The sequence below is a fragment of the Lelliottia jeotgali genome, from assembly GCF_977070485.1.
Genome location: NZ_CDRVFO010000004.1, coordinates 52,845 through 65,324, shown reverse-complemented (window position 1 = coordinate 65,324; position 12,480 = coordinate 52,845). Strand labels below are relative to the sequence as shown.

Sequence of the window (12,480 nt, the reverse complement as noted above, 5' to 3'; positions counted from 1 at the left end):
GGCTCTTGTGGGAGCAACTGGCTTGCCAGCGATTACGCCCGTCAAGTCAGCGCCGTTGCTTGAAGGTCTGCGAAGGCAGCTGCCCAAAACGCTCGCGGTAGGTCTCGGAAAAACGCCCCAGGTGCAGGAAGCCGTAATCCATCGCCAGTTCCGTCACACTGCGCACCGCGCAACTGCCATCGCTCAGGCACGCATGCACCCGCTCCAGTTTGCGTTGGCGTACGTACTGTTTGGGTGTGGTGCCCAAGTGGCGATCGAACAACGCATACAATGAACGCACACTCATGCAAGCCTGTTCAGCGAGCGTCTCGGCTGCCAGCTCCAGTTTGAGGTTGCGGTCGATGTAGTCGAGGATCCGCTCCAGGCTGGCCCCCGGCGTAGCCAGGCTTTCCCGGCGGATGTTGGTGCTCATCAGCGTCAACAGCTTGCTGGCGACGATCTGGCTGTAGTGCCCCTGCACCCGCGGCAGCGAATCACTCACCTCGGCCTCATGGCAGACCATGGCCAGCAGGTTGACGAAACCATCCAGCTCTTCGAGCCGATAGTGGTTGCGCAAAAACCGTACCCCTCCCTCAGGCCGGTGCCAGCGCTGCTCCTCGCAGATCGAGTCGAGCATGTGCGTCGGTACCTTGAGAATGAACTTCTCGCAGTCTTCGGAATAGGTAAGGTCCACCGGGTCGTCGGGGTTGATCAGCAGCAGCTCGCCCGGCACCAGGTGATGCTCGCGCTGTTGCCCGCGCCACAGGCAGTTGCCGTTAAGCAGCACCTGCAGGTGATAGATGGTTTCCAGGGCCGGTGAGGTGACCCGCACGCTGCCACCGTAACTGATGCGGCACAGGTCGAGTTCGGCGAACTTGCGGTGGCTGAGGCTGGCCTGCGGATGGGTGCTGCGCGACAGGCCGATGCAGTGCTGGCCCACATGACGGTTGACGTAATCGGACACCGCATAAGGATCGGCGTGATGGAACACGCTACTGCGCTCGCTCAGCAGGCGGCTTTCCATAGGCAAGGCACTCGGCATCGTTATTGTTCTGGGCGCCGCGCCCTACTGGCCTGGGGCCTGTGGTTGCGGTCGTTCACGGTCATTCTACCGGGCCGGGGTCAGGTTTCTAAAGGCAGCTGACCGCCGGTGGCTTGGTCCCACACTAAGCAAAAGATGGGGGTTGGGCAATGCGATGTTCGGATTGGCCGGGCGGCTATCGGACAGGCGCAAGCAGCGCTTGGGCGGTTATCGAACGAAACAGCTTGCAATCAACCTGCACGTCCACCCGGTAACTTTTCCCACATCAGAAGCTGCGGATCTGTTAAAAAACCCGCATGCCCACTTACCTCCTCACCCACCTGCGCCGTCGCTGGCTCACCTGGCTGTGCGCCACCTTCCTGGTTGTCGGCCTGCCAGCCGGCTGCGCCGTGCTGCAGCACAAGGAACGCGAACTGGTGTTCCGTATCGAGCCAGGCCAGGCCAGCTGGTTCCGCGGCCTGCCCAGTGGCGTGCAGGAACTGGACCTGCGCCCGCGCAGCTTCGCCGCCAACCAGAGCCTGCACGCCTGGTGGTGGCCGGCCCGCCGCGCCGATGCGCCGGCCATCCTCTACCTGCACGGCGTACGCTGGAACCTCACCGGCCAGCTGTTTCGCATCGAACAGCTGCATGCCATGGGGTATTCGGTGCTGGCCGTGGATTACCGAGGCTTCGGCCAAAGCCGCGGCGGCCTGCCGTCCGAGGCGACAGTTTACGAAGACGCGCGCATTGCCTGGGAGCGTTTTGCCCAACTGCAACCCGATGCGGGCAAACGCCTGATCTTTGGCCATTCACTGGGCGGCGCAGTGGCGGTGGAGCTGGCTGCCGACCTTTCGCGCCAAGCGCAGAAAGACGGCGGTACAGCACCGGCGCGGGGGTTGATCCTGGAGTCGACCTTCACTTCACTGGGGGATGTCGCCGCTGCCGTGGCCGATACCACCCTCCCGGTACGCTGGTTGCTGTCGCAGAAATTCGATTCGCTGGACAAGATCAAGGACGTCGGCCTGCCATTGTTGCTGGTGCACGGGCTCGACGATCGTTTCGTGCCGCCGCGCTTCAGCCAGCAATTGTTCGAAGCGGCGCAGGAGCCCAAAACCTTGTTGCTGGTACCGGGGGCCAGCCACAACAACAGCATGAGCCGCGCCGGCCAGCGCTATCAGCGTGCGATTCAGGCGTTGCTATGACGGGTTTCACTGCACCGGCAGGAAATTCATCAGCAACAGGCTTTGCGCGTAGTTGAGCCCGATCCGCCGGTAGCGCTCATCCAACAGTTGCGCGAGCAAATCCAGCCGCGCCACGATCTTGCCGAACTCCACCGCAAAACTCAGGTTGCTGCCCTCCTCCGAAATCTCGTTGGAAAATAACAGCAATACCCCATTGGCATCCTGGCGCTGGCTGAGCATCCAGGTAGCCTTTTCGATGTTGCGAGCGGCGTTGTTGACGAACAAAGGGTCGATGGTGTCCGTCATGTAGAACTCGGTTCGCCCACCGTGCGCGGTAATCAGCATGCTGCCGATGGCGTAGATGAATGCACCGACCCGGTCACCGCGAAACTCGGGGCTAAGGGCGTAACTCAAGGCAGCGAGGTCGCGACGGTTGCCCAATTGCGCCAAGGGTTGCCGCTGTTCGATGGCGATGCGGATCTGCCGCTCTGCAGTGGCGGCATCGAGGTAACCGGACATCTTCCACTGGCTGGGGTTGCGCAGGTACAGCTTGTTCATCAGCAGGAACAGGCTCTGCAAGTTGTCGCGCATGGCCAGCGTCGCCATGCGGTCGACACTGGTCTGGAAGAGCTCGCTGGGCTTGCCGTTGCCGAACTGGCTGACGATGTCCTGGCCTTGCTGCTGGGTGCAGGCACTCAGGCAGACCAGTGTGCCTGCCAGCAGCAGGCGCGGGAAGAATACGGGTTTGCTTGCAACCATCGGCACCGGGTCGAAATCGGCGGCCGTGCCGGGGATCGGCGCGGCCTGGCCAAGCATAGAGCCCGCAAACCGGAAAAAGTGCGATGGTGGGGTTACCGCAGGTCAGTGCACCTGTTCGCCGGCGTGCTCAGGTCTGCCAGGCTGGCGCCCATGAAAGCCTTACAAGCAACAATCACATGGCGTGGCGCAGCAGCTCCACGACCTGCGCGTGAAGCACCGGATCACCGCACGCCACAACACAGCCGCCGTGCTGTGCCGAACTGCCATCCCAAGCGGTGATCACCCCGCCCGCCCCTTCGATGATCGGCATCAGCGCCTGCACGTCATACGGTTGCAGGCTCGCTTCGACAATCACATCGACAAACCCCGAGGCCAGCATGCAGTAGGCGTAGCAATCGCCGCCATAGCGCATCAGCCGCGCCTTGTCAGCCACGGCCTGGAACGCAGCCTTGCGCTCTGGGGTATCGAACATGTCTGGCGTCGTGCACATCAAGGTTGCCGCCGCCAGGTCTGCACAGGCGCGGGTCTTCAATGGCGTGCCGCTGCGCCACGCGCCTTCGGGGGTACCGACGAAACGCTCACCGGTGAAAGGTTGGTTCATCACCCCCAGCACGGGGCGGGTACCATCGTTCAGGGCGATCAGCGTGCCCCACAGTGGCAGGCCGGTGATGAAGGCGCGGGTGCCATCGATGGGGTCGAGCACCCAGGTCAATGGGCTGCTGCCGATTGCCACCCCCTGCTCTTCGCCAAGAATGCCGTGTTCCGGGTAACGCGCCTGGATCAGCGTGCGCATGGCGTCTTCGGCAGCCTTGTCGGCCACGGTCACCGGGTCGTACAGGCGCCCGCCCTTGTCCTCGACGTCCAGGCTGGCACGAAAGTACGGCTGGATCGCGGCTGCAGCGGCATCGGCCAACTGCTCGGCGAAGGCGCGGAATTCGCCGGTCTGTTCAGCACTCAGGGACATGAAACGGGCCTCGTGAAATGATGGGGCTGGCATCATACCCGACAAACCCTTTGGCGGTAGACGCCTGCGCATTCGCGGGCAAGCCCGCTGCCGCCTAGACTGAACAGACCAGATCAACAGGCATGAACCGGGGGGCTGCCCACACGTGGAGGTGTGCGATGAGCCAGTTCAAGCGTTTGTTAGTCATGCTCGGCCCGCAGATGCGTTATACACCCGCGCTGCAGCGCGCGGCGGCATTGGCCGAATCCAGCGGTGCCCTGCTGGATATCAATGTCTTCGTCGACGATGTCGATACCTTTGGCCTGATGAGCGACGGCCGTGAACGCGAGCGGCTACTCGCCGACAACCGCCAATGGCTGGCCGACGCCACCGAGCAATTGCGCGATGACGGCCTGGACGTGTCCACCGAACTGCTGCTCACCCGTGATCCGCTGGGCAGCGTAATCGAGCGCATCGAGCAGTTGGGCTGTGATTTGCTGATCAAGGATGTACAGCACGAACCAGTGCTCAAGCGCCTGTTGGTCACACCGCTGGACTGGCAACTGCTCAAGGACAGCCCGGTGGCCGTTCACCTGGTCAGTGACATTCGCCTGCCGCTGCCCCGGCAAATCGCCGTCGCCGTCGACCTCAACAGCCACGGTGCGGGCGAACACCTGGACGAGCAGGTGATCCACTGCGCACATGCCCTGGCCCTGCAGTGCAACGCCGAACTGCACCTGTTGCATGTGTGCGATGCGGCCAGAACCCATCTCGCCGACTTCGGCGCCGGCACGGTGACCATGCCCGGTTTCGAGGGCAGTGTGCGCACCGCACAACGGGCAGCGTTCAATCGCCTCGGTGACCATCACCAGATCCCGCTGGAACGCCGACACTTTCTGGAAGGTGCGGCGATTCGGGCGATTGCCCAGTTCGTCAACCAAAGCCGGGTCGATGTGATCGTGATGGGCAACCACCGGCATGACGCCATGCAGACGTTCCTGGGCGGGACCACGGCGCATGTGCTGGAGCATCCGCTGTGCAATGTGCTGGCGGTCAAAGGGGTGCGTTGAGGCATCAGCTGAAACTTTTGGGGCTGTCGGATTGATCGCCGGCTGCGCGGCGCTTGATCTGACAGCCCAGTCAATCGCACGACCAGCATCAAACTGGTACTCCCGACCCACTTAAAAATAATGCATTTGATAATGATTCGTAGTACTTTCGCGACGTATCACTCCCCTTCCTAGCGCCCTACTTCAGGATCGTACCGTCGATGCGTCGCACGTTCGTTTCGCTTTGTGTACTACATGCTGTCTGCCCGTTGGCTTTCGCCGAGTCCGAATCACTCGGTAACCCCGCCCAGATCGAACTCCAGGCCCTGAACATTAGCGGTGCCGCCGACACTGAACGCGCCGACGGGCCGGTCGACGGCTACAAAGCCAGTCGTTCGGCCAGTGCCACGCGCACAGACACCGTACTGCACGAAATACCGCAATCGATCAGCGTCGTACCCAAGGATGTACTCGAAGACACCGGTGCCACGCGGCTGCAGGACGGCCTGGACTACGCAGGCGGCGTCGGCCGCGCCAACAACTTTGGCGGCCAGGGCCTGACCACTTTCACGGTGCGCGGTTTCACCACGGGCGAGTTCTACCGCAACGGCTTCCCGATCAACCGTGGCTACCCGAACGCTCCCGATGCCAACAGTGTGGAGCGGCTGGAAGTGATCCGCGGCCCGGCCACCAGCCTCTATGGCCGTGGCGACCCGGGCGGGACCTTCAACGTGGTCAGCAAGCAGCCACTGGCGGACCCCAAGGTGACGCTTGGCAGCCAGCTCGACGACCAGGGCATGCACCGGGCAACGCTCGATGCCACGGGGCCGCTCAATGAAGATGGCTCGCTCGCCTACCGCCTGAACGTGCTGGGTGAAGGTGGTGATAGCTTCCGCGACGATGTCGAGAGCGAACGCTATGACGTTGCGCCCGTGCTCAGCTGGCAGGTCAATGACGCCACGAAGATCGTCTTCGAGGGCGACTTCATGCGCAACAACCACCCGCTCGACCGGGGCCTTACCCGCCTGCCCGGCCAGCGCGGCACCGCCTCGCGTGACACCAATATCTGGGAAAAAGGCAGCGACAACCTGCTGCACAACGACAACAACATGGCGCAGTTGCGCTTCGAGCACGCGCTCAGCGATGACTGGACCTTGGGCGGCGGCATGCAGTGGCTGGACGGCTCACTCAAGGGCAACGCCGTGGAAGCCAATGCTTTGCAGGCCGACGGCCGCACCCTGGGGCGCAACTTCAACTACCGCAAGCTCGAATGGACCGACCGTGACTACCAGCTCAACCTGACCGGACACTTCGACACAGGTGGCTTCGCCCACACCCTGCTGACCGGCATCGAATATGAAGACTACGACTACAGCTCGATCATTCAACGCTCGGCCGCCGGTGCCGGCGCCTATCCGATCGACATCTTCGACCCGGTGCTGGGCCAGCCCCGCCCTGCGCTGACCCGCACGACTACCCACGACAAAGAGAACCTCAAGACCTGGGCCGCCTTCATTCAGGACCAGGTCGCCCTGACCGAGCGCCTGAAGGCGCTTGCCGGGGTGCGTTTCGAGCGTTACGAGCATGACTACGACAACAAACTGAACAATGCCGGCGACTTCAGCAAGGGTGAGAACGGCGTCACCCCCCGTTTCGGCCTACTGTATGACCTCACCGACACGCTTGCCGTTTACGCCAACACCGCCCGCTCGTTCAAGCCGAACAGTGGCGCCAGCCTGCAAGGCAGTGGTTTCGACCCGGAGAAAGGCAAGTCGTATGAGTTGGGTGTGAAGTGGGAAGCGCCCGATCGCCAGCTAAGCATCGACGCAGCTGTCTACCACATCGTCAAGGAAAACGTGCTGACCCGCGACCCCAATGACCCTTCCGGTACCTACAGCATCGCCGCCGGTGAGGTGCGCAGCCGCGGGCTGGACATCAACATTGCCGGCAACCTCACCCCTGAGTGGCGTGTGATCGGTGGCTATGCCTATGTCGACGCCGAAGTCACTCAGGACAACACGGTGCCCACCGGCACGCGCCTGGCGAACATCCCGCGCAACAGCTTCAGCCTGCTGAACACCTACGAGTTTCAGGATGGTCTGGCCAAGGGCCTGGGGCTGGGGGTTGGGGTGAAGTACATCGATGACCGTGCCGGGCAGACCGCCGCGACGACTTACACCATGGCGAGCTACAGCGTGGTCGACCTGCACAGCTTCTACAAGGTCAACGAGCATGTACGGCTGAACCTGGACGTGAAGAACGTGTTCAACAAGGGCTATGACGAAGGGGCGTTCAACACTTACGTGTACCCGGGTGCACCACGCACGGTGCAAGCCGGGGTTTCCTACACCTTCTGAATGGCCGGGGCCGCTGGTGCGGCCCGCAGTTTCAGAACGCCTTGCTGTAGAACAGCGAGTAGGACTCGATGCCGTCGTTCGGCTGTTTGATACCGGCGTTGGAGTAGTGCATGGCACGGATGCCGACTTTCTGCTCGCCCGGCAACTTCAGGCCGAAACCGATGCGGTCCTCGAAATTGACCGACGAACCCAGGTGCTGATCGCCGACATCGGTCTTGGAAAATGCTGCCAGGCCGATGCCTGCCTCGATGTACGGAGTGTAGGTAAAGCCACTGAATTCGTAGGTGAACACCGGGCTGAACGACAGCGAGTGGGCGCCGCTGGCCTCGCCACCTTCCCAGTAGGTGTAGGCCGCATCCCAGTAACCGGTCACGAAGCCGGTGCTGCTTTGCAGCCATTTCTTGTCCCAGTCGAAGGCCAGGCCGATACGGTAGGTCATGTCGCCTTGGCTGGTGGCGCCCACGGCACCGGATACTTGCGCGGCCTGGGCCAGACTGGCCCCGGCAAAGGCCAATGCGGCGGCGGCCAGCATAGTGGCAAAACGGGTTTTCATCGATGACATCTCCTGATGGTCAACACGGGCAAGCGGGGGCTTTTTGCCCCTCGATTTCTATGGTGAACGGTGCATCCAACCGGTCACACGAGGTAATACTTTTCTGATTATTGTCCAAGTAATCAGAAAGTTGGAAGTAAATTGCCACTAATGGCTAATGTGCAGTGCCGTCTGAGCCAGCGCGCCGTTCCTCAAGCAGCTTGACGAACATGCTCAAGCTGCGCGAAACGGTACCCCGGCGCCACACCAGCCAGGTCTTGAGGTAGCGGAAATCCTCCGACATCGGCCAGGCGCAGACCGTGCTGCAGCCAGGCATGTTGTCGAGCATGCTGCGCGGCAACATGGCCAGGCCGGCACCTGCGCTGACGCAGGCGAGCATGCCGTGGTAAGACTCCATTTCATGGATCTTGCCTGGTACCGCCTGGTCTTGGACGAACCAGTTCTCGAAATGATGGCGGTACGAGCAGTTGGCACGGAAGGCGTAGATACTCGCACCGTTGACGTCCTGCGCACGGGTTACCGGGGCATGGTTGAGCGGCGAGATGATCACCATCTCCTCCTCGAAAACCGGCATGCCTTCGAGCGTGGGGTGCAACAACGGGCCATCGACGAATGCTGCCACCAGGCGCCCGGACAGCACGCCTTCAAGCATGGTCCCCGACGGCCCGGTGGAGAGGTCCAGGTCGACTTTCGGGTAGCGCTGGTTATAGGCGGCCAGCAATGCCGGTATACGCACCGCTGCGGTGCTCTCCAGCGAACCCAGGGCGAAGGTGCCTTGCGGGTCTTCGCCCGCCACCGTCAACCGGGCCTCGTGCACCAGGTCGAGGATGCGCCGGGTGTATTCGAGGAAGTTCCAGCCAGCCGGCGACAGGCGCAGGCGGCTTTTCTCACGGATGAACAACTCGACACCCAGGTCTTCCTCCAGCTGCTTGATGCGCGTGGTCAGGTTAGACGGCACCCGATGGATATGCTGGGCGGCGGCGCTGATGCTGCCCTGTTCAGCCACTGCCTTGAAGATCTCCAATTGCACCAGATCCACAGTCATTCTCCAAACGTGAATGTTTCGCTCATTATTATTCAGTTTTCATTAAACCCCTAGCCCACTAGTCTGGCCTCACTGATGAACAACAACGAGTGTGCAGCCATGAGCCAGATCAGCAGCCTGACCCACGCCATCTCCATCGACCCGCACAGCGGCGAGCAGATCGGCAGCTACCCTTTCGACACCGACGCCGCACTGGAAGCGGCGCTGCAACGTGCCAAGGTTGGCTATCGCCAGTGGCGCCAGGTTTCGCTGGGTCAGCGCAGCGAGTACCTGCTTGCCCTGGCCGACACCCTTGAGGCAAAAGCCGAAACGTTCGCGCAGATGATCAGCCGCGAAATCGGCAAGCCGATCAGCCAGGCCCGAGGTGAAGTGAGCAAGTGCGTCGGCCTGTGCCGGTGGTACGCCGAGCACGGCCCGGCGATGCTTGCGGCTGAGCCGACCCAGGTCGAAAAAGCGCGTATCGAATACCGCCCGCTGGGCCCGATCCTGGCCGTGATGCCGTGGAATTTCCCGATCTGGCAGGTGCTGCGTGGTGCCGTACCGGCGATCCTGGCCGGCAATACCTATGTGCTCAAGCATGCGCCGAACGTCATGGGCAGCGCCTATCTGATGGGCGACTTGTTCAAGGATGCGGGCTTGCCCGATGGTGTGTTCGAGGTGCTCAACGTGACCCCGGACGGTGTCACCCGCGCCATCAACGACCCGCGCATCGCTGCCGTGACATTGACCGGCAGCGTGCGTGCCGGCATGGCCATCGGCGCCCAGGCCGGTGCCGCGCTGAAGAAGTGCGTGCTCGAGCTGGGAGGCTCCGACCCGTTCATCGTGTTGGCAGACGCCGACCTGGATGCTGCGGTCAAAGCCGCCGTGGTCGGCCGCTACCAGAACACCGGTCAGGTCTGCGCCGCGGCCAAGCGCCTGATCGTGGAAGAGAGCATCGTCGAGGCGTTCACACGCAAGTTCGTCGAGGCGACGCGCCAGTTGAAGGTCGGTAACCCGCTGGAAGATGACACCTACATCGGCCCGATGGCGCGCTACGACCTGCGCGACGAGCTCGATGGACAGGTCCAGGCGACCCTCGCCGAGGGCGCCACCCTGCTGTTGGGCGGCAACAAGGTCGAAGGCGTGGGCAACTTCTATGCACCGACCGTGTTCGCCAACGTCACCCCGGACATGACCGCGTTCAAGCAGGAACTGTTCGGCCCCGTGGCTGCGATCATCACTGCCCGCGATGCCGAACATGCGGTGGAGCTGGCCAACGACAGCGAGTTCGGCCTGGCGGCGACCATCTACACCGCAGACTATGCCCTGGCAGAGCGCATGACGGCAGCGCTGGACACCGGTGGGGTGTTCATCAACGGTTATTGCGCTTCTGACCCCCGCGTGGCCTTTGGAGGGGTGAAGAAGAGTGGGTTCGGGCGTGAGCTGTCGCATTTTGGGGTGCGCGAGTTCACCAACGCCCAAACCGTGTGGCTGGATCGCAACTGATTTCGTGAGCCGGGGCTGCTTTGCAGCCCAATCGCCGGCAAGCCGGCTCCCACAGTGACCGTGCTGCCCGTACGGTTTTCAAAGCTGGCAGCAATTGCTGTGGGAGCCGGCTTGCCGGCGATTGGGCCGCGCAGCGGCCCCGGGGCACGCTCAATCGCGGACCTGGTCCTTGACCCAGTCCAGCATCCCCCCCGGCACGATCAGCTCGTGCCGCGCCCGCGAGCATGCGGTGTACAGCCCCGCCAGCATCCTTGCCCGCTCGTTGCGATTGCCGGCCGTTACCGGCGCAACCATCAGCTCCGTCGAGACCATTACACGGGCAAACTCCATGTTCTTCACATCGCGTACGCGGCCAAGGAAAAGCTTGGGCGCCTTGTCCCAGCGGTAGCGGCTCTTGGCCTTGGCAAAGTGCTCCGGGGTGTAGCCCTTGCGTAGCATGTTGGCCACGGCAACGAACGCCTTGTCGTCCCCCTTGTCTTGCTCAAGGGCCTGCCAGCTTGGGTAACGGAACAGCATCGGGTGACGCGGCCGCGTGCCGTAACGGTACAACTCGATGCAATCCTCGACGAACAGCTCGAAATCCTTGCGTGCGCTTTGCAGCAGCACGAACGGCACACCCTGGTGGGTCAGGCGCTGGAACCAACCGAACAAACCCCACTCGTCATCGACGATCAACGCGGTGGGCTGCGCGGGTACCGTCACAGTGTCGAAGAAACTGACCCGCGTGTAATGCTCGGCGCTGCCGCTGAAGGCTGCCTGGATGGCCGCCGGGTGCGCCTGGATCAGCGGGTTGAGCACGCTGTCCATGGCAGGCCCTGCGCGCAAGGAATGGTCGATGTAGCGTTGGCGGATGAAGCCGCCATGGTGAGGGCTCAAGCCATTGAGGTTCTGCAGCTCATCGCCCAAGGCAATGACTGATTGCGGGCTACGATCCAGCACGGCGACCATGGGTGCGGACAGCTCGTGGGCTTCATCGACTATCACATGGGTATAGCGGCTGTCGATCAGCTCGGCCGTCAGTGACAACAGCTTGACCCGGTGGTAATCGCGCACCGGCAACTGGATCTCGCGCGACGATGGGCGGATCAGTTCCTGCCAGTACAACCTGGCCTTTTCCAGCAGCACTTCCTGATCCAGCGGCGAGGTCCCCGGGCCGGCCCAAGGCAAGTGATGCAGCTGCAACTGGCTGTCGCCACTGCGGCAGAAGCTGCGTACGGCCTTGATACACAGGGCGACCACATCCCGAGCGGCCAAGGGGCCGATATCGGGGATGGCCAGCCATTTCACCACCTGTGCCTCCTGCGGGCGCCACGACAACTTGGTCCGGTACGGGTCGCGCAGGCGCCAACCGTTACTGGTGAGGTCACGGTTGAGAATCTCGTCGGCCAGTTGGCCAAAGGTCATCGCCGTGTACGCCTCAGCATCCTTGACCCGTGCCCGCAGTGCCCTGAGCTGGCCTTCGGTGAGGGCCAACAGCAAGGTGCGTTGCGGGTCGAGCAGGCGCGCGAACTGGTGGATCAGGAAGGTTTTGCCGGTACCGGCGAACCCCTGCACCGCCACCGACTCGTCCACCCCGGACAAAAACTCGCGCAGCAGGCGGTTCTGCTGGTCGCTGAGCATGAGGTCGCTGGCCAACGACGGCAGGTACACCGGGTGCAATGGCGTGACCCTTTGCCGGTAGCTGTCGGCAAACTGGAAGTTCCACTGGCCTTCGTCGTCCTGAAATTCTTCTTCCGGATAGTCGACTTCGGGTGATACCAGCGCGACGCCGTTCTCACCCAGCATGCCGAGCCCCATGGCAAACGCCTCACGGTCAAAATGCTGCGCTACCTGGCCCTGAAAACGGCCAGGCGCCGCCGTTTCGACCTCATTGGCGATGCGCACGATTTCGGCGAAGCGGCGTTCCTGTGCGTCAGCCGAAACGCTGGCAGGCTGGCGCGGCAGGTTCTGCACGAACAGCACGGCGGCCGCCTGCAGCACGCTGGCGCGGGGAAAAAAGTCGGTGGCAGGGGCTGCGCTGGCGAGGCGCTCGGCCTGGTCGCTGGGCAATGGCAGGTAGAACATCGGGACCTCGGGTGAACACTGCCGGGCACGATAGCAACTTTCCC

The 12,480-nt window shown here is 62.7% G+C and carries 10 protein-coding genes; 4 read left to right on the top strand and 6 right to left on the bottom strand.

What is annotated here, in order from left to right; all coding sequences use genetic code 11:
- Positions 1 to 46: 46 nt before the first annotated feature.
- Positions 47 to 1,003 carry a helix-turn-helix transcriptional regulator gene (locus tag ACW4TB_RS07430; RefSeq protein ID WP_012314736.1) on the bottom strand — a complete coding sequence of 319 codons (957 nt, stop codon included), beginning with the start codon at positions 1,001 to 1,003 and terminating at the stop codon, positions 47 to 49.
- A 314-nt stretch (positions 1,004 to 1,317) separates the two neighbouring features.
- Here ACW4TB_RS07430 and ACW4TB_RS07425 point away from each other — a divergent pair, with 314 nt between their 5' ends.
- Positions 1,318 to 2,202 carry an alpha/beta hydrolase gene (locus ACW4TB_RS07425; protein ID WP_279931109.1) on the top strand — a complete coding sequence of 295 codons (885 nt, stop codon included), beginning with the start codon at positions 1,318 to 1,320 and terminating at the stop codon, positions 2,200 to 2,202.
- 6 nt (positions 2,203 to 2,208) lie between these two features.
- On the opposite strand, the gene ACW4TB_RS07420 is transcribed toward ACW4TB_RS07425, so the two are convergent.
- Together ACW4TB_RS07420 and hisN are read right to left on the bottom strand one after the other, a co-directional pair.
- Positions 2,209 to 2,997, bottom strand: a complete 789-nt coding sequence (locus tag ACW4TB_RS07420) for a hypothetical protein (protein ID WP_455842933.1) — start codon at positions 2,995 to 2,997, stop codon at positions 2,209 to 2,211.
- Positions 2,998 to 3,112: 115 nt separating this feature from the next.
- The gene (gene hisN / locus ACW4TB_RS07415; protein ID WP_046786399.1) at positions 3,113 to 3,904 is read right to left on the bottom strand and encodes a histidinol-phosphatase; all 792 of its coding nucleotides are present in this window, start codon (positions 3,902 to 3,904) and stop codon (positions 3,113 to 3,115) included.
- 158 nt (positions 3,905 to 4,062) lie between these two features.
- Here hisN and ACW4TB_RS07410 point away from each other — a divergent pair, with 158 nt between their 5' ends.
- Positions 4,063 to 4,953, top strand: coding sequence for a universal stress protein (locus tag ACW4TB_RS07410; protein ID WP_279931106.1), 891 nt, complete (start codon positions 4,063 to 4,065; stop codon positions 4,951 to 4,953).
- A gap of 200 nt (positions 4,954 to 5,153) precedes the next feature.
- Positions 5,154 to 7,289 carry a TonB-dependent siderophore receptor gene (locus ACW4TB_RS07405; protein ID WP_279931104.1) on the top strand — a complete coding sequence of 712 codons (2,136 nt, stop codon included), beginning with the start codon at positions 5,154 to 5,156 and terminating at the stop codon, positions 7,287 to 7,289.
- A gap of 31 nt (positions 7,290 to 7,320) precedes the next feature.
- On the opposite strand, the gene ACW4TB_RS07400 is transcribed toward ACW4TB_RS07405, so the two are convergent.
- Both ACW4TB_RS07400 and ptrR read right to left on the bottom strand, forming a co-directional pair.
- A complete protein-coding gene (locus ACW4TB_RS07400) occupies positions 7,321 to 7,842 on the bottom strand; it encodes an acyloxyacyl hydrolase (protein ID WP_254465891.1) in 522 nt (173 codons plus the stop codon).
- A 154-nt stretch (positions 7,843 to 7,996) separates the two neighbouring features.
- Positions 7,997 to 8,881 carry a putrescine utilization regulator PtrR gene (gene ptrR / locus ACW4TB_RS07395; RefSeq protein ID WP_039602520.1) on the bottom strand — a complete coding sequence of 295 codons (885 nt, stop codon included), beginning with the start codon at positions 8,879 to 8,881 and terminating at the stop codon, positions 7,997 to 7,999.
- Between the two features lie 105 nt (positions 8,882 to 8,986).
- On the opposite strand from ptrR, the gene ACW4TB_RS07390 reads away from it, so the two are divergent.
- A complete protein-coding gene (locus ACW4TB_RS07390) occupies positions 8,987 to 10,372 on the top strand; it encodes an aldehyde dehydrogenase family protein (protein WP_279931101.1) in 1,386 nt (461 codons plus the stop codon).
- Positions 10,373 to 10,522: 150 nt separating this feature from the next.
- Here ACW4TB_RS07390 and ACW4TB_RS07385 read toward each other — a convergent pair whose 3' ends face one another.
- Positions 10,523 to 12,436 (bottom strand): AAA family ATPase, encoded by a 1,914-nt coding sequence (locus ACW4TB_RS07385; RefSeq protein WP_279931099.1) that lies wholly within the window; start codon positions 12,434 to 12,436, stop codon positions 10,523 to 10,525.
- Positions 12,437 to 12,480 lie beyond the last annotated feature (44 nt).